The organism is Aquabacter sp., assembly GCF_965279295.1.
Classification (GTDB): domain Bacteria; phylum Pseudomonadota; class Alphaproteobacteria; order Rhizobiales; family Xanthobacteraceae; genus Aquabacter.
The window spans coordinates 292,727-311,160 of the sequence record NZ_CBDIHQ010000013.1; the positions used below are offsets into that span (position 1 = coordinate 292,727).

Consider the following 18,434-nt stretch of genomic DNA (forward strand, 5'->3'; position numbering starts at 1 on the left):
ACAGGGACTTTCTGAGGAATTGCTTGACGAGGGCATCGATAGCTACGCCACGAGCGACCGATATACCGAAGCTGAGAAGCTCGCGCTGCGCTATAGCGACCTGATGAGCGTCAATCCGGACGCTGTGGATGACACATTCTTCGACGCGCTGCGCAAATATTACAGCGAGGAGGAGATTGTCGAACTCGGCCTGTTCATCGGTATGAATCTGGGCTTCCACACATTCTTCGGCACGCTCAAATTCTATCCGTTGTTCTCACCCGACGGCCGCCTGCTGACGCAAGAGGAGTCCGAGGAACTCTACGGAACAGGCGCGTCCTCCTTAAGTGCGAGGTCCGCAAAGTGACACAGATTTCTCCCTTACCGCTCGACACCGTGACCGACCCCGAAATGCTCGACTTGATCGCGCAAGCCCGAGACTTAGGAGTTCCGGACGATGTGTTCATCGGCGTGCTCGCGCGCGCGCCGGAGCAAGGCAAGCCGATCCTGAGGGCGATGTTGATGAGTCATACGCAGGGAAGCGTCGACCATCGTTTGAAGGAGATCATTCGCATTCTGCTTGCGCGTTTTGCGGACGATACGTATTTCGCGTCTTTGCGATCCCGCGCGGCACAAGAACGCGGACTGACTGAAGCGCGCATCAATCAAGGCTGCTACGAATACGAGGATGATACGACGTGCTTCACTGAGGCTGAGAAATTCGCGCTTCGCTTCGCCGACTTGATGTACTTGGACGCAAACCAGATTGACAAAGCCTTTTATGACTCAATGAAGATCCATTGGACAGAGGCGCAGATCATGGAGCTCGGCTCGTTCATAGTTATTCATTACGGAATGCAACGATTTATGAGATCGCTGCGTTAATATTTGTCTTGTTAGCGGGCGGCTATTAGAAGGCGGATCGCTGAGGCTTGAGCGGGGGGCTCTCGAGATTTTCCTGAGCCCATTCCCCCTTTGAGGCGAACCCCATCGATACGAGCCAGAGCCATTTTTCTAGCCACTGAAAGGCCCCCTGAATGGCCGGGTTCGTCCCGGCCATGACAGAAGTTATTGCCACAGTGAGAAATCGATCCTCAGGCGGCGAGCGGGAGAAGGGTGTTGCCTTCCTTCTCCAGAACCCGGCGCACCGCCGGCCGGTCTAGCATCTCCCGGATCCAGCGCGAGGCATTGGGCAGGGTGCCGATCGGCAATTCGCCGCCCTTGCCCCAGCCGAGGAAAACGAGCGCATAGGGGTCGCAGATGGTGTAGCTGTCGCCAGCCATCCATTTCCGCCCCTCCAGCATGGCGTCAATCTCCTGAAGAGCCTTCCAGAAGGTCTTCAGCCCCATTTCCTTGATAGAGGGAAGCGCAGCCGGATCTTCCGAGAAGCGTTCCGCACGACGGTAGCGCGTCCAGTGCGGGTGAACGCCATTGGAAAGCCACGCCACGGTCTCGATGCAGTGCGCGGCGTCGATTGGATCCTCTGGCATCAGCCTGGACTGCGGATAGACCCGCGCGAGATAGGTCAGGATCGCCACGTTCTCGGTGATCACCCGGTCGCCCACAACCAGCGCCGGAACCTTGCCGCGCCTGTTGATAGCGAGATATTCGGGCGAGATATTCTCCTTCTTGTCGAGAGCGATGCGGTGCGCCTCGTAGGGAATGCCCGTCTCTTCGAGGCCGATATGCGAGCCCATGGAGCAGGCACCGTTGGCGTAGTAGAATTTAAGCATCAACCTCTCCCTCCGCCCCATGCAACTAAGCCGGGGTCTCTCCAGCGCTCATTAAGTGCGCCGTTTTATTTAACCGACACGTCATAGGCGTCTCTGGCTTGAAACATACCAGAGATAGCGCGCCGGTTGAAAGGCGCAGTGCGCCGATTGCCATCATCGCGACCAGGCGCAGGTTCGTCTCGCGGTCCGGCGCCGGCCATTTCTCGCGTAGAACTGCGTAGAGGGTCGCCTCGTGCTGAACGCAGCTTGCCTGCTTCCGCGCCTGGACAACCGCGCTGGACCGCATCAACCGGTCAATCGCGATCATCTCATTTGCAGGGACGACGGCGCAGACAATAAAGTCGTCTGAATGCCACCGCCTCTGAGCTTAGCGTTGGCCGGTTCATTCCACCCTCACCAGCTAATGCGCAGTGTCCCGCTCGCACCAATCGTGCTGTAGCTTGACGCGACTTGGGCATCCAATGCCGCGTAGAAGCTCATGTTGGGGCCGGTCTTGAACTGCAGCCCGGCATGGATGTCGGCGGCGTCCGTCACGGTCGGCAGCGCGTTGCCGCTGAAGCTCAGGCCCGGCAGTTCGGCGAAGCTGCGCGGCACGTCGCGGCTGGGGCTGAAGTCGTGCATCCAGGCGAGCCGCAGGAACGGGGCAAGGCCCACGCCGCCGGGCGCGGTCCATATCCCGTCCAACTGGATGCCGACATAGGTCGGCAGGGCCGTGATGGTCGTGGCGTCATAGGTCAGGCCGGACCCGAGGGCGCCGAAGCTTTCGCTCGCAGTGCCCTGCCAGAGCTGCATCGGCTGGAATGCCACGAAGGGCGTGATGCTGGCATGGGTGCCGGGGATGGCGAAGGCGTAGCCGGCCTCGATCCGCCCGCCCAGAACCGTGCTGTCGAAGCCGGACGAGGTCGAAAGGTTGATGCCGAGGCCGTACAGGTTCCGGTCCAGGTTCGATGAGCCATAGCCCAGCGTCGCGATGGCCGAGACATAGGCCGAGCCGCTGCGGTAGAGGCCATACAGGCTCGCGCCGCCGTAGCTGGTCGATGTGCTGGCGCCGAAGTTCGCGGCGGAAAGGCTGGTGTCAGAATAATTCACCGCGCCGCCCAGAAGTAGCGGCAGGTTGGGCAGTTCGGCATCGATGCCGATGGTGCCGCCGAAGGTCTGGCCGGATATCCCGCCGCCGCTGGTGGCACTGCCCATAGGGGTTGCCCATACGCTCTTGGCGAAACCGCTGTCGGCAGCGGGAGCGGCATTGCCGTCCTGCGGCGCGGCGAGGGTCGTGCCGGTGCGGAAATGGTCCAGCTGCCCTGTCACCGCATTGATGGCGAAGGCGGCGGCGCCCAGCGTCGCCTGCGGCACCAGCGAGGCCGCTCCGCCCGCCACGGTCTCATAGCCCTGGCTAAGGCTGACGACGCTCGGCATGGCGATGAGCGCCGGCACGATGACCTGGAACAGGGACGAACTGCCCGCGGTCTGGATCGCGCCGATCAGCGCGCCGATCCGCATGTCGCGCGGCGACAGGCCAGCCGGGGTGAAATTGACCGTGGTTGAGAGCGTCAGGCTGTCTCCGACGCCGGAGAGCGCATAGCTCAGGATCGCGGTCTGCCCGAGGATGGAGAGGCCGGAGGTGGTGATCCCGCCGTCGGCGACGATGAAGGTGTTGGTGATCTGCCCCGGCATGATCAGGCCAGGGTTGAACGGCACCGGATTGATGGCGCCGGACAGCGCAGCCGTGCCGGTGATGTGGAACACATCTGAGGTGCCCGATCCCTGGTCGAACCGCACTTGGATGACGCCCGAGCCGCTCTGGAGCAACGCGCCGTCGATCAACGTGGTGCCGGGGTTGGCGGCACCACTGCGCAGCAGGCCGTCGTTCTGGAGCCGGCCGGTGCCGCCGAGATCAAGCGATGAGCCGGCGAGGATGGTGCCGGAGGCAAGGTTGTGGACCAGATTGTCGGCCCCTACCACCAGGGCGAGATTTCCCAGGATCTGCCCGGAATTGTTCACTGTACCGACGCCGCTCGTGACCCGGATGGCAAGGCCCTCCGCGCCGTCGAAGGTGGAGAGGATGCCGGCATTGTTGATGACGTTCTCCGGTCCGTCGCTCTCGATGGCGACGCCGCCGACACCGCCGGTGATGGCGACGCCGGTGCCGACATTGATGATGGGGTCGGTGGTGCTCTGCGCCAGGATGCCCCTGGAGCCGCTGCCGGAGACGGTGATCGAGGCATTTGCGTTCACCGTGACGAGCCCTGCCGAGCCGCTGCCCTTGGCGGCGTAAAGCTCCATGCCGTTGCCGGTGAGAACCATGCCGCCGCCACCGCCCACGCTCTGGGCAATCACGCCGTCCGCATCGGCCCCGGTGGTCTTGATCGCCGCGTTCACCGTGACGGTGACGTTGCCGCCGTTGCCGGAGCCGGCGCTCATGAACGCCGCAACGTCCCCACCGTTCGACAGCGAGATGCCGCCGCCACCGCCCACGCTCTGGGCGATGATCGCGGGCGCGCCGCCGCCGGAGGTGGAGATATTGCCGTTGCTGGTGATCGTCACCGTCCCGCCGTCGGAGGTACCGCTCGCACCGCCGAGATAGGCTTTTTCAACCGCGAAGCCGAGGCCGCCGCCGCCGCCCACGCTCTGGGCGAGAATGCCCACCGCCGCCGAGTGGGTGGTCGAGATCGCAGCGGAACTCTGCACGTTAACCGTGCCGCCGGAGCCGCACGACCCGCCGCCCAGGCCCAGTTCGTTGGCGAAGATGGCGCTGAACCCGCCGCCGCCGCCGATCGACTGCGCGAGGATGCCGACCGACAAGGCGGCATTGGTGCTGATGCTGCCGGACAGAATGGTGGTGACGGCACCGCCGTTGCCACCGCCGCCACCGGTGCCGCCCAGCGAGATCAGGCCGTCCACAACGGTGGAATTGCCCGAGGTGCCGACACCGGCGATGCCGCCGCCGCCGCCGATGCTCTGCGCGAGCACGGCGGTGGAGAGATAGCCCTGCGTGACGATGGCCTGGGTGCTGGTGACGGAGACGCTTTCGCCGGAGCTTCCGCTGCCGCCGGTTCCGCCCAGTGCCGCGCCCGCGCTCATGCTGACGCCGGGCGTACCGCCATCGACGATGGCGAAGCCGCCCATGCCGCCGCCGCCGCCGACCGACTGGGCGGCGATGGCCATGGCGAGAATGCCGGTGGTGGTGATGGCCCCGTTGTTCTCCACCACCACCTGCCCGGCGCTCTGGCCCGAGCCGCCGCTGCCGCCGATGGCGATGCCCAGCGAGACGCTGCCACTGGTTGCGGTAGAGGACGCCGCGGCCCCGGCGCTGCCGCCGCCGCCGCCGAGGGATTGCACGAAGATGCCGTGCGCCAGGGCGCCGCTGGTCAGGATCGCCGAACCGTTGGTCACGGTGGCGCTGCTGCCAGTCCCGCCGGTGCCGCCACTGCCGCCCAGGGCAAAATTTGCGGCATAGGTCGCGGTGGAGGATGTCAGCGTGTCGATGCTGCCGCCGCTGCCGCCGCCGCCGCCGACCGACTGGGCGAAGATGCCCGTGGCGTTCAGCCCGCTGGTGACGATGGAGCCCGCGCCGGTGGTCACAGCGACAACGCCCGCCCCGCCGCCGCCACCGCCCGAACCGCCCAGCGCGAAGCCGACGCTGACATTGGGCGTGCCGCTGGAACTGGTGTTGCTCGATCCCCCCGCGCCGCCGCCGCCGCCAATGGACTGGGCGAAGATGCCGGCCGCGTTCGCGCCACTGGTATAGAGCGCGACGGAGGCGGAGGTGCCGCTGTTGACAGTGACGTTTCCGCCCTCCCCGCCCCCGGCGCCCGATCCGCCGAGCGCGAACTGGGTCGAGGTGTTGCCGCTGCCGCCGCTGCTGGAATTCACCGCGCCGCCGAAGCCGCCGCCGCCGCCGATCGACTGGACCATCAGCGCCGCCGCGCCCGATCCCTGCGTGGAGACGCCGCCGTTGTTGACGAGGGCGACAGCGTTGCCGTTGCCGCCCGAACCGCCCGAACCGCCGAGGCTCAGCGCGGTGGAGACATCGCCGCCCGTGGCGGTGGAGGTGCTGGCGCCGCCCGCGCCGCCGCCGCCGCCGACGGACTGGACGAAAATGCCGTTGGCCGCATGCCCGGACGTCGCGACCAGGGCGCTGGAGGTCACGCTGACCGTGCCGCCGGTCTGGCCGCTGCCGCCGGAGCCGCCGAGGCTCATGGAGACCGAGGCATCGCTGCCCCCGGAAGAGGCGCTGCTGGACGAGCCCGCCGTGCCGCCGCCGCCGCCGATGGATTGGGCGAAGATGCCGTAAGAGAGATGCCCCGTGGTGACGATCTGGTCCTCGTCCGCATTCACCGTGACCACGCCGCCGACACCACCGGCGCCGCCCGAACCGCCGAGCCCGAGGGCGACGGTGAAGTCGCCGGTATTGGTGGCGCTGCTGGACGCGGCGCCGCCAGAGCCGCCGCCGCCGCCCACCGATTGCGCAAAGATGCCCGAGGCATTGGCGCCGGTGGTGGAAATCGCGCCCGCTCCGCCGCTGACGGTGACGATGCCGCCGATGCCGCCGCCCGCGCCCGCTCCGCCAAGCGCAAAAGTGACGGCATTCCCGTTGGTGCCGCTGGTGCTGGAATTGGATGCGCCGCCGGCGCCGCCGCCACCGCCCACAGACTGGGCGAAGATGCCGTTTGCATTGGCACCGGTGGTGGAGATCAGCGGCAGATAGGGCAGATAGGCCGGCGCGAGCGTCGTGACGATGACCTCGGCGCCCGCACCGCCGCTGCCGCCGGACCCGCCGAGCGCGAAGCTGGCGTTGATCTTGCCGCTGTCGCCGGCGCTGGTGGTGGACGAGCCACCCATGCCGCCGCCGCCGCCGATGGATTGCGCGACGATCGCCCCGGCATTGGCGCCGGTGGTGTAGATGGAGTCTGAGCTGCTCACGCTCACCAGGGCGCTGTTGCCGCCCGTGCCGCCGCTGCCGCCGAGGCCGAAGGAGGCGGAGACATCCCCCTGCGAGGCGGAACCGAGGCTGGAGCCGCCCGCGCCGCCGCCGCCGCCGATGGATTGGGCGAGGACGCCGGTGGCGCCGGCGCCCTGCGTGGCGATCGCTCCGGTCAGGGTCACTGTGACTGTGCCGCCGACCTGGCCGCTGCCGCCCGTGCCGCCCATGGCCATGTCGATGGAGGCTGTGCTACCTCCCGCCGAGGTCGAACTGGAAGACCCCGCCGCGCCGCCGCCACCACCGATGGATTGGGCGAGGATGCCATAGGCCAGCACGCCGCGCGTCTCGATGGTGCGGGTGTCGCTGACCGCCACGGTGCCGCCGATCCCGCCCACGCCGCCGGAACCGCCGAGGCCGAAGCTCAGGGCATAGGTCCCGCTGTTGGCGTTGGTGGTGCTGGAGCCGGCGCTGCCGCCGCCACCGCCCACCGATTGCGCATAGATGCCGGCCGCGCCGGCGCCCAGGGTCTGGATCGCATTGTCGGAGAAGACGCTCACCGCGCCGCCCGCCCCGCCGGCCCCGCCGCTGCCGCCCAGGCCCGCCGCGATGGCGACGCCGTTGGTGCTGGACGATGAGGTGCCGGAGGATGAGCCCGAGGCGCTGCCGCTGCCGGTGTCGCTGGTGCTGGCGGCGGTCGCCGCCGCGCTGAACGCCCCGCCGGAGCCGCCGCCCCCGCCCACCGATTGGGCGAAGATGCCGTAGGAGCCGTCGCCGAGCGTCACCATGGCGGTGCCGGAGAGCACCCGCACGTCCACCGTGCCGCCTTCGCCGCCGCCCGCGCCCGAGCCGCCAAGACCCAGGGCGATGGAGGTGGAGCCGCCGCCGCCCGAGGTGGTGGAGGAAGACCCGCCCGAGCCGCCGCCGCCGCCCACCGACTGGGCGAACACGGCGGATGAACTCGGCCCGAAGGTGACGAGTGAACCCACCGTCTCGACGCTGACGATGCCGCCAACGCCGGCGCCGCTTCCGCTGCCGCCGAGGGAGAGAGCGACGCTGCTCTTGCTGCCGCTGGAATTGGTGGTGCTGGAGCCGCCCGAGCCGCCGCCGCCGCCCACCGACTGGGCGAAGATCGCCCCAGAGTTTCCGGCGGAGGTCGCTGCTGGGGTGACTGTGGGCGCCGAGACGGAGACGGTCGAGACCTCAGCGCTGTCTTCCGGCTCGACTTCGTCCTCCGGCTGCGGCGGTACTGGCGGGGTCGGGGCCGAGCCCTCGCCGGTGGTGATGCTGCGCGTATTGAGAATGGAGACCGCGCCACCCGCGCCGCCGCTTCCGCCCGCGCCGCCGATGCTCATCGCGAGCGCCGTGCCGCCATCGGCCGCCGACTGCGTGCCCTTGCTCCCGGAACTGGTGTTGCCGGCCGAGGAGGAATTGCTGGTGCTGCCGGACGCGGTGCCGGAGATGGTGCCCGTGTTGGCGCTGCTGCCGGCGGATGCGGTGGGGGTGGGATCGGTCGCGACTGCCGAACTCAGGCTGGTGCCGCCATTGCCGCCGCCACCGCCGACCGACTGAGCGAACAGGCCGACGGAATTTTCGCCCGAGGTGGAGATGTCACCGCGATTAATGATGGCGACCACGCCTGCGGTGCCGCCGCCCGCGCCGGTGCCGCCGAGCCCGAAGGAGAGCGCCGCCGTGCCGCCCGTGGCGGGGCTGGACGCCGCACCGCCATTGCCGCCGCCGCCGCCGACCGATTGCGCGAACACGCCGCCCGACTGCATGCCGAAGGTGTAGATCGAATTGGAATTGGTGACGGTCACGCCGCCGCCCGTGCCGCCCGTGGCACCGCCGCCGCCTAGGCTGATGGCGCCGGCATATTTGCCGCCGTTGGCATTTGCCGAGCTTGAGCCGCCATTGCCGCCGCCGCCGCCGACCGACTGGGCGAAGATGCCGCCGGAGAGGTTGCCGAAGGTATAGATGAGCGAGTTGCTGTTGACGACGACGGTTCCGCCGGTCCCACCCTGGCCGCCGTATCCGCCGATACTGAGGGAGGCCGCCGCGCCGGTGTCGGGCGCGGTGGTGCTCGCGGCCGGCTCGGTCGCGCTCAGGTCCGCCGCTGCCTTGCTGGCGGCGCTGGCAAGGCCGCCGCCGGTGACCGAGGCCACGCCGCCGGAGACCTCACCGCCCGGGGTGCCCGTCGCCACCGAAGATGCGGCGCCGCCATTGCCGCCGCCGCCGCCTACTGATTGCGCGAAGATGGCAGCGGAATTGACCCCGAAGGTCTCCAATTGGCCGCCGCTCGCCACATAGACGCTGCCTGCATCGCCGCCGCCGCTGCCCCAGCCGCCGATGGCAAGGCCCGCAGCGTAATTGTTGCTGGAGGAATTGGTCTGCGACCAGCCGCCGTTGCCGCCGCCGCCTCCCACCGACTGGGCATAAATAGCCGAGGCCTGGGCGCCATAGGTGAGGATGCCGGGCTTGCGGGCCAGCACGTTGCTGCGCACGACCACGTCGCCGCCGGTGCCCCCGCTGCCGCCGCCTCCGCCCACGGCGATGGAGGCCGACATGGTTCCGGCGATGGCGTTGGCGTCCGCTGACCCGCCGTTGCCGCCGCTGCCGCCAATGCTTTGCGCCACGATGCCGGCGGAGAAGTCACCGGGTTGCTCGACGTTGCCGGTCAGGATGACGCCGACCATCTCCACCAGCACGCTGCCGCCGGACCCCGCCACGGCTCCATCGCCGCCGATGGCGACAGAGGCCGAGCCGGAGTTGGCATCGCCGCTCGACTGGGTGGCGCTGAACGCGCGGCTGGAGCCGCCATTGCCGCCGCCGCCGCCGATGGACTGGGCGAGCAGACCGACCGAGCCGACGCCGTTGGTGACGATGAGATGGGTGCTGGTGACGGCGACGCTGCCGGCGTTCTGCCCGGTGCCGCCGGTACCGCCGACCGAGGCGGCCGCGCCCACCGCGACCTTCGCCCCGGCCGCGCCGGTTGCCGCGCTGCCGGCCATGGCCGAGCCGCCATTGCCGCCGCTGCCGCCGATGGATTGCGCGATGATGCCGAGCGATTGCGCGCCATTGGTGCTGACATTGGCGTCCACCAGCACGACGACCGGACCCGCTACGCCGCCATCTCCGCCGCTGCCGCCGAGCGCGACGCTCGCGGCGATGACATTGGAGCCGGCCGCCGCGGCGCTGAACCCGCCGGTGCCGCCGGTGCCGCCGATGGACTGGGCGATAACGCCGGACGACAACATGCCGTAGGTGCTGATGTTGGAGCCAGACGCCACCTCGACGGCCACGGGGCCAGCCGTGCCGCCAGCGCCGCCCTTGCCGCCAATGCTCACGGAGGCGGCCGCGCCGTCACCCAGAGCGCCCGCGAAATCCCAGCCGGCGCTGCCGCCGCTGCCGCCGATGGATTGGGCGAGAATACCCGAGGACTGGTTGCCCGAGGTCGAAATAGGACCGACCGATTGATAGAGTTCGACACCCCTAGACGACCCGCCGGAGCCGCCGGACCCGCCGACGCTGGCGGCGATGCTTGCGTCCGCGCCGAGGCTGCCCGAGACGGCGAAGCCGCCATTGCCGCCGCCGCCGCCCATGGACTGCGCCACGATCCCCGGCGAAAGCGGGCCGGACGTGGTCACGCTCGCCTGGTCGGTAATAAAGACCGATTGCGCCGAGCCACCGCCACCGCCACCGCCGCCGATGGCGAGGGTCGCGGAATATTCACCCGTGAGCGAACCCACGGCTGAATAGCCGCCATTGCCGCCGCCGCCGCCGATGGACTGCACCAGAATGCCGGGGGCGTTGCCCGTGCCCGAGGCATCGGCGGTGATGTTGCCGTAGTTGTAAGCGTAGACGTAGCTTCCGCCGGAACCGCCGCCGCCGGTCCCGCCCACGGACAGGCTTGCAGCCGAACCCATCGCCACGTCCGCCGCGACCGAGAAGCCGCCGTTGCCGCCGCCGCCGCCGATGGATTGCACCAGGATGACGGGGGCGCCGCCACCCGATGTGGTCAGTGCGCCCCAGTTTCTCACCTCGGCGGCGCTGCCGGAATTGCCGCCGCCGCCGGCGCCGCCGCCGATGACGGCGATTGAGCCGCCCACGGACATTGATGCTGTGACGTCGAAGCCGCCATTGCCGCCGCCGCCGCCGATCGACTGCGCCACCAAGGCGCTCGCGCCATAGCCCGACGTGGTGATCGCGCCGCTGGTGCCGCCTGAATTGCTGTAGTCTTCGTTATAGAGGTAAACGAAGTTTCCTGCGCCGCCGGAGCCGCCCTTACCCCCCACCGTGAGGGAGGCGGATATGACGCCTGCGGCGTTGGCCGAGATGGTCGAGCCGCCCGCGCCGCCGCCGCCGCCGATCGACTGCGCGATGATGCCGTAGGAACGCGCGCCGGTGGTGGTGATGATCCCTCCGGGATTTTCCGCGATCACCTCGGCGGCGGAGCCGCCACTGCCGCCACTCCCGCCGATGCCCATAACGACCGAGGTTCCCGCCGCAACACTGCCGGCGATGCTCGCGCCGCCGCTGCCGCCGCCGCCACCGATGGACTGTGCCAGCAGAGCGGGCGAATCCGCACCGGTGGTGGTCAAGGCACCGCCGTTCGAGCCGCCATAGATTTCCCCGCTATCGCCGCCCGATCCGCCGGAACCGCCGAACGACACAGCGAAGCTCGCCGCCTCGGCCCCGGACAGCGAGACCGCATACCCTCCCGCACCGCCGCCGCCGCCGATGGACTGCACGGCAATGGCCGGGGAGCCGGTCCCCTGGGTGGAGATCGTCACCGAAGCTGAAAGATTCGGCGCGTCCATGTTATTGTCGCCGCTCAGAATGCACGTATAGCTTGCTTTTGCGGCCTGGCTGTACGTGTTGCAGTTGACCCCGACGTACGAGCTCACGCCGCCGCCGCCGCCGGAACCGCCGCCGCCCATCGCCAAAGACGCAGCCCCGGCCATGGAGAAGGCCACCGCACCGCCGCCGGAGCCGCCGCCGCCGCCGATGGACTGGGCCAGGATGCCGGCCGAATTCACTTCCACCGTGGTGATCGAACCGGTGTTCGCCACCAGCACGAGGTTGCCGGCGCCGCCGCCACCGCCGGTACCGCCGAGCGCCAGTGCTGCGCCGGCCACCTCCGAATAGGAGCCGGAGAGGCCGAAGCCGCCCAGCCCGCCGCCGCCGCCGATCGATTGCGCGAGGATGCCCACGGCACCGCCCGCGCTGGAGGTCGGCGCCGCGCCGCCGTTACAGGAATTGCCGGTGCAGATGGCGGCGCCGTCCGCGTTGGAGACGAAGACATTGGCGCCGTCGCCGCCATCGCCGCCGGTGCCGCCAATGGCGACGCTCAGGCCCGGCGCGCCGCTGAAGGCCATCCCGCCGCTGCCGCCCGCGCCGCCGATGGACTGCGCAAAAATGCCCACGGACGAGGCGCTGGTCAGCGTGATGTTGCCGGTATTGAAGACGTTCACAGTGCCGGAGGTGCCGGCGAGGCCGCCGCTTGCGCCCAGGGCGATCAGCCCGGCGGAGATGCCGGCATTGCCGCCGCCGCCGCCGACCGACTGGGCATAGATGCCGTGCCCGCCCTGCTGGCCGGAGCTGAGGTTGGCATAATTCTGGACCAGGATGCCGCCGGCATTCCCGCCGTAGCCGCCGCCGCCGCCGCTGCCGCCGAACCAGCCGCCGGCCGAGCCGCCATTGCCGCCGTTGCCGCCGATGCTCTGGGCGAAGATCGGGATCGCGGCGCTCGAGGAGACGGCTGCGTTGTTGTAGATGGTGACGCCGCCGCCCGCGCCGCCCTGGCCGGCCTGCCCGCCATTGCCGCTGCTCACGGAGCTGTCTTCATTGCCGCCGTTGCCGCCCTGGCCGCCGACGCTCTGCGCCCACAGGCCGTAGGAGATGGTGTTGCTGCTGGTGACGCCGCCGGTCGCCGAGACCGTAGAGTCATTGCTCAGGGTCACGGCGCCGCCATTTCCGCCTGTGCCGCCGTTGCCGCCGTTGTATTCGGTGGAATTGGTGCGCCCGCCCTGGCCGCCCGCGCCGCCCTGGCTGTAGGCGACGACGGCGGTTCCGCTGAAGCTGTTGGCGCCGGCGCCGGCCTCCACGGTGAGGGTAACGGTACCGCCCACCGCGCCATTGCCGCCGCCGCGCCCGGCAAAGCCGCAACTGATGCCGCCGCCGCCCTCGCCGCCTGAACCGCCGGTGCTGCTGGCGAGCGCGAGGGTGCCGTTATAGCTCGCGCCGGCCGCCAGATTGTTGGGGGCGGTGATGATGGCATTTGGGCCTGTCGAGCCGTCGTGGCCGTCGGTCGGCGCATCGCAGCCGTCGGAATCCGCGCCGTTGCCTCCGTTGGAACCCGGCATCTGGAGGATCGTGCCGTAGCTCGGGCCTAAGGTGGGCGCGGTGATGACGGTGGCGCTCTGCGCGAACGCGGCCCCGCTCAGAGTGCAGGAAAGCGCCGCCGCCAGGGGAATGTGAGACCAGCGGGCCGCGCGTTCCGCCGTGCGCTTCGTTCCGATGCGCAGGATGGCGGCTTGAAGGTGAAACGGCGCGCTCATCGCATGTTCCTGTCAGGCTTCAGGGTCCTGGCAGGTCGCTTAGCTAGAGCGTAACTGCACGGCGGGTGCGTTAGTAGGACGGACCCTAGCCCATTGGAAGATCAGTGCAATGTGGAAAATTGGCCGTAACCGCGATGCTGCGACCTTGGCTATGGATCGCCCCCCAAAGGCTCTGCCTGCCGAGCGAGCGAAAGAAGCTACTTTGATCGTGCTATAGGGAGATCTTAACGCGGCTTCCATCACTTCAATTAAACTTCACAAATCAAAAATTTTGAGAGGCTTGCCGTATTCTGCAATTTCAATGGCTAAGTGTCTCATTTCTTAGTCTCAAAAGTGCGCCGCAGCGAACGCGACGCTTGCCTTTGCGGCCGGTGTTGGCACGTCATGGAACAGAGCAGTAGCGCTCTGGTAACACGGTCCGATACCTTGGTGTCGACGTGGAGGATGCGCTGCTCCTGGCGGAGCGAACCTAAATCTGAACTCAAGCGGTTATCCGTCTCATCGCGGATCACCACTTCGATGCGCAGGATATGTTGTTTGCTTGTCGATCTTGGGATGGGAAGCGGTCAGTCAGCTTTCGGGCCGACAAGGGCAGAAGCTGACTCCGGTATCGCAAAATCGACGGCACCGAATTGTCAGAGAAGAATCTGTAGCAAAGTCGAGTGCGAAAGTCCGACTTGCGCGACAGACATTTGCGATACACGTACCGGAAACCGGCACGCTGCGGACGTGGTGCAGGCTCAGGATTTCCGAGACAATGGCGACGTGCGCCAGTCTGACGGAAGATTGAATGTGCCGCTGAACCCAGCCTCGCCGGCGCGTGTGATACGCAGAGCACGGCTTTCGGCCGTGCGATCGATCCAGCGGAGCGCAAGGGACCGATCGAGAAGGGCAGCGCCTAGACGGCCGGCAAGGTGTGACCGTCGCTCGCTCCAATCGAGGCAGGTTCGGCAAAGCAGGCGTTTAGAACGTGTCGCTTCGTCCAGATCAATGCCGAAATCACAGAAGAAACGCCGCCCTTCGTCGGTCACAAGGCCGGCTCCATCTGCCAGCATGACATAGTTCCTGCCTGTCAAAACGTCCGCCAGGGCAATGGCGAGACGACCGGCCATATGGTCGTAGCAAGTGCGGGCAAGGCGCAGCGCCTCGTCTTTCGGTCCGATCGGGTGATAACGCTTTGGCCCGCTCGCCGCGACCGCCATCAGAGCATGAATGGCGTGCGCCACATCGGGCGAGGCCAGCCGATAATAGCGATGCCGCCCCTGCTTCTCGACGGAGATCAATTCGGCTTCTGTAAGCTTGCCAAGATGGCCGCTCGTGGTCTGCGCGGTCACGCCGGCATGTCGCGCCAGCTCGCCTGCCGTCAAAGCCTGTCCGCCCATTAATGCGGAAAGCATGTTGGCGCGCGCTGCATCCCCGATCAGGCTTGCAACCTCGGCAATCGTATTCCCCGAAGCAACATTCGACATGCCCGGAGTTTAGCAGCCGAACGCAGTGTCGTCAGCGCTAAATAGTTCGGCCAGCGCCGAAACATCCTGCTCTCGATTTCCAGTAGGAAAAAAATCAAAGCCGCACCAGAGAAACAGGAAAACAATGGCTCGTAAGACAAACATAACAACGGAATTAGCGTTGCTTCTGGCCCTATCGACGCTTTGGGGAGCGTCCTATAGCTTCATCAAGATCGGCGTAGAAACTATTCCGCCTGTCACCCTGATCGCGGCCAGAACCCTTGTTGCCGGGGTCGTGCTTGTCGCCATTCTCCATCTGCGTGGGCTGAAGCTGCCTACTGATAGACAAGTTTGGGGACGCTTCCTGTTTCAAGCCTGCCTCAACAGTGTCGTGCCCTTCACCCTGATCGCGTGGGCCGAGCAAACCACCGACGCGGGCCTCGCGACGATCCTCAATTCCACTTCGCCAATCTTCACGTTCCTGCTGACGGCGCTAATTACGCGCCACGAAGCCGTCACCGGCCGCACGCTATTCGGCGTTGCGGCCGGGTTGACCGGAACATGCCTGATCGTCGGTGTCCAAGCGCTCGGTGGCTTCGGACATGAGCTGTCGGCGCAACTCGCCATTGTCGCGGCCACAATCTGCTATGCCGGCGCTGCGATCTTCGGCAAAAACTTCAAGGGCCTCGATCCGATGATGCCGGCTGCTGGCTCGCTGATCTGCGGCGCGGCGATTCTCATCCCGGTCAGTCTCATTGTAGATCAGCCGTGGACCTTGGCACCGAGCACCGATTCCACCCTCGCGCTCCTTGCTCTTTCGGTTTTCTCCACAGCGTTGGCTTTCGTGATCTATTTCCGGCTCGTGCAAACGCTCGGCTCTGTCGGCACAACGGCGCAAGCCTATCTCCGTGTGCCGATCGGTGTTGCGATCGGCGTCCTGTTTCTTGGGGAAACGCTGTCCCCAACGGCATGGATAGGTCTGGCCTGCGTCGTGGCTGGCGTTATTGCCATGACGCTACCTATTAGGAAGCAGGGATGAGCGGGCATGTCATGGCTCGCCCGCATGCTCGTGACGATCTTCTCCATTTGGCCGGATCGGTGGCATCAGCGCCGCAATCTCCGTGAAATAAACGATGACCCGCTTCGCGAACTTAATATCAGCAGTGGTGAAGTGATGAGGGAAGGTAGAAAACCGTTCTGGCCATGAACTGTAGCAACATCCCGAAACCCGCGACAGGTATGACCGAACACAACGGACGCTTGCAGGGCCGCATTCTAGGGCGGGCGCTGGCCTGGTTTGCCCGCCACTGTGTCCTGGTGCAGCTGATGATAACTGATAGCGGCTCGGCCTATCGCTCCAAGCTGTTCGCCGACGTCTTGCGGGGTGTCGGCGCACGCCACGTCAGGCCGCCCCTACGCTTCTGGAAAAGATTGGACAACCTGCTCGACAGCGACATCAACGGCTCAAATTTATAGACGCGTTCGAAGCCATACGGCGAACTCCTGCGTTGTACGTTGAGCTGCGGGCAATGGATGGGGGGTTGAGGGTGGGTGAGGAAATTTGGGCGACAGTCGTGAAGGAGTTCTCGGACGTTCCTGACGTGTCAGCCATGACTCGCATCATGTTGCGTTTGGCGTTGGCCGCATTCCTGGGCGGAGTTCTCGGATATGAACGCGAGCTTAAGAGGAGAAGCGCAGGGGTAAGGACGCACATGCTTGTAGCCGTCGGATCAGCGCTTTTTATCATTGGCCCGATGCAGAGCGGGATGCCATTGGAGGACATGTCTCGTATCTTGCAAGGTATAGTCCAGGGCATTGGGTTTCTTGGTGCCGGCGCCATCATCGTGCGAGCCAAACAGCAATTGGTGGAGGGCCTGACCACGGCTGCGAGTATCTGGGCTACCGCTGGTATTGGAGTCATTGCCGGACTTGGTCTAGAAGCTACTGCTGTATTATCGGCAGCTTTTGTCCTCATTATACTCGCGGCAGTCCCATACATCCTCCCAACGCAGTCTAAAACGGAGGTGGAAGAGGACGACCCGCGTCCCGGAAAGTAGTCAGAATCTGATTGCAGCGCCGCCGAGAAGACATCAAAACGTCCGACTAGGACCATCCACGCCGCAGCGGCTCAACCGGATGCCGAGATCCACGCGGATTATCTCGCGCCGCGTCGAGAAACTATAGAACTCGGTGGTTTCCAGCCTTCGCTGATGCTGGTCAGGGACCATATTACGACGTTTGAGGAGGCGGCGCCGCTCCCAGAAGGCTCCTCAGTTGGATATTTCCTTTCGAAGCGCGGTCTCCCGCCGATCAAGCAAGGTGGCTCGGATCGAGCTGGCTCCCGCTAATCCGCACGATCTCGGCTAACGGAGGACGAAGACCCCCCACCATCGAAGCGTAAAGTCAGACATCGACCGTTGGTTCGGCACAGGCCCCGCGCCGGTTGAGATGGATGGCGAACTCGTTTCGAATTGAGCGACGAAATCTCGGCATCCCGGCGGCTCCCTGACCCTGATTATCGACAGCACCGGGCTAATGCAGCGCGCCGGAAGAGCAAAGCCGGATCGGCCGCCGAAGCGGCCGAAGTCAGAGCGGCAGGCCCTCCAGCGAGGCGATTGCGGTCATCACGCCGCGCACTTCGGCGAGGCCGCGCATGCGGCCGATGGCGGGGTAGCCGGGGTGGTTGGCCTTGCCCACATCGTCAAGAAGCTCGTGCCCGTGGTCGGGGCGAAACGGCAGGCGCCAGTCGCAAAGCCCCGCATCGCGCCGGCGCTTCTGCTCCTGAAGCAGCGCCCGCACAACGGCCACCATATCCACGTCGCCTCCCAGGTGGTCCGCCTCCATGAACGAGCCGTCCGGCTCCTTCGAGACGTTGCGCAGGTGCACGAAATGGATGCGGTCGGCGAACCGCGCGGCCATGGCCGGCAGGTCGTTGCCCGGCCGGGCGCCGAGCGAACCGGTGCAGAAGGTCAGGCCGTTGGCGCGGGACGGATGGAGCGCCAGCACCTCCGCCAGATCGGCCTCGCTGCTGACGATGCGCGGCAGGCCCAGCAGCGGGCGCGGCGGATCGTCGGGATGGATGCCCATGCGGATGCCCACCTCCTCGCAGGTGGGGATCACCTCTGCCAGGAACCGGCCGAGATTCTCCCGCAGCCGCTCGGCGGAGACGTCCTTGAAGCGGGCGAGCATGGTGCGCAGGCCCGGCAGGTCGTAGCGGTCGAAGGCGCCCGGCAGGCCGGCCATGATGTTGGAGAGAAGCTGGTCGCGGTCCGCCTTGCCGGAGGCGTCGAACCAGGCCTTGGCCCGCGCCAGGACGTCGGGGGAATGATCCGCCTCGGCGCCGTCCCGCTCCAGCATGAAGACGTCAAAGGCGGCATACTCGAAGGCGTTGAACTTCAGCGCCCGCCCACCGCCGGGCACCGGGCTGCGCAGGTCGGTGCGGGTCCAGTCCAGCACCGGCATGAAATTGTAGCAGACCGTGTCGATGCCGCAGGCCGCGAGGTTGCGCAGGGAGGCGCGGTAATTGTCGAACAGCTCCGTCAGGTCGCCGGTGCCGATCTTGATGGGCTCGGCCACCGGCAGGCTCTCAACCACGCTCCAGCGCAGGCCCAGCGAGGCGTCCGCCTCGATAAAGTCCTTGCGGGCCTGGATGTCCTCGCGGGTCCACACCACCCCGGCGGGCACCTCATGGAGCGCGTTGACGATGCCGCTCGCGCCGGTCTGGCGCACATGCGCCAGGGTGATGATGTCCTTGGGGCCCCACCACCGCCATGTCTGTTCCATGAGCGCCAGTTCC

The 18,434-nt window shown here is 66.9% G+C and carries 9 protein-coding genes; 5 read left to right on the forward strand and 4 right to left on the reverse strand.

The genetic code is table 11. The features are described from left to right. Positions 1-19 precede the first annotated feature (19 nt). A complete protein-coding gene (locus tag ADADO0_RS08215) occupies positions 20-346 on the forward strand; it encodes a carboxymuconolactone decarboxylase family protein (protein ID WP_511304633.1) in 327 nt (108 codons plus the stop codon). Continuing rightward, positions 343-864, forward strand: a complete 522-nt coding sequence (locus ADADO0_RS08220) for a carboxymuconolactone decarboxylase family protein (protein WP_511304634.1) — start codon at positions 343-345, stop codon at positions 862-864. Before ADADO0_RS08215 ends, ADADO0_RS08220 begins: the two co-directional genes overlap by 4 nt. Positions 865-1,073: 209 nt before the next feature. Here the strand turns inward: ADADO0_RS08220 and ADADO0_RS08225 are convergent, their stop codons facing one another. From ADADO0_RS08225 to ADADO0_RS08235, 3 genes are all read right to left on the reverse strand, one after another. Further along, a complete protein-coding gene (locus tag ADADO0_RS08225; protein WP_511304635.1) occupies positions 1,074-1,712 on the reverse strand; it encodes a glutathione S-transferase family protein in 639 nt (212 codons plus the stop codon). A 393-nt stretch (positions 1,713-2,105) separates the two neighbouring features. Then, positions 2,106-13,190: an autotransporter outer membrane beta-barrel domain-containing protein gene (locus tag ADADO0_RS08230; protein ID WP_511304636.1), complete on the reverse strand. Its 11,085-nt coding sequence runs from the start codon at positions 13,188-13,190 to the stop codon at positions 2,106-2,108. 740 nt (positions 13,191-13,930) lie between these two features. After that, positions 13,931-14,659, reverse strand: a complete 729-nt coding sequence (locus ADADO0_RS08235; protein WP_511304637.1) for an ArsR/SmtB family transcription factor — start codon at positions 14,657-14,659, stop codon at positions 13,931-13,933. Positions 14,660-14,783: 124 nt separating this feature from the next. Between ADADO0_RS08235 and ADADO0_RS08240 the strand changes: the two genes are divergently transcribed. The 3 genes from ADADO0_RS08240 (at position 14,784) to ADADO0_RS08250 (ending at position 16,695) form a co-directional block, all read left to right on the forward strand. Continuing rightward, complete coding sequence (locus ADADO0_RS08240) at positions 14,784-15,677, forward strand: DMT family transporter (RefSeq protein WP_511304638.1); 894 nt, start codon at positions 14,784-14,786, stop codon at positions 15,675-15,677. A gap of 200 nt (positions 15,678-15,877) precedes the next feature. Continuing rightward, a complete protein-coding gene (locus tag ADADO0_RS08245) occupies positions 15,878-16,114 on the forward strand; it encodes a hypothetical protein (RefSeq protein WP_511304639.1) in 237 nt (78 codons plus the stop codon). A 98-nt stretch (positions 16,115-16,212) separates the two neighbouring features. Further along, positions 16,213-16,695 (forward strand): MgtC/SapB family protein, encoded by a 483-nt coding sequence (locus ADADO0_RS08250; RefSeq protein ID WP_511304640.1) that lies wholly within the window; start codon positions 16,213-16,215, stop codon positions 16,693-16,695. 529 nt (positions 16,696-17,224) lie between these two features. Here the strand turns inward: ADADO0_RS08250 and uxuA are convergent. Continuing rightward, on the reverse strand, positions 17,225-18,421 hold the full coding sequence (uxuA, locus tag ADADO0_RS08255; protein WP_511304641.1) for a mannonate dehydratase: 1,197 nt from the start codon (positions 18,419-18,421) through the stop codon (positions 17,225-17,227). Positions 18,422-18,434: the final 13 nt, after the last annotated feature.

Coding starts and splice junctions, on each gene's coding strand:
- ADADO0_RS08235 (WP_511304637.1), bottom strand. CDS start 14,659: ATGTCGAATGTTGCTTCGGGGAATACGATTGCCGAGGTTGCAAGCCTG.
- ADADO0_RS08240 (WP_511304638.1), top strand. CDS start 14,784: ATGGCTCGTAAGACAAACATAACAACGGAATTAGCGTTGCTTCTGGCC.
- ADADO0_RS08245 (WP_511304639.1), top strand. CDS start 15,878: ATGACCGAACACAACGGACGCTTGCAGGGCCGCATTCTAGGGCGGGCG.
- ADADO0_RS08225 (WP_511304635.1), bottom strand. CDS start 1,712: ATGCTTAAATTCTACTACGCCAACGGTGCCTGCTCCATGGGCTCGCAT.
- uxuA (WP_511304641.1), bottom strand. CDS start 18,421: ATGGAACAGACATGGCGGTGGTGGGGCCCCAAGGACATCATCACCCTG.
- ADADO0_RS08230 (WP_511304636.1), bottom strand. CDS start 13,190: ATGAGCGCGCCGTTTCACCTTCAAGCCGCCATCCTGCGCATCGGAACG.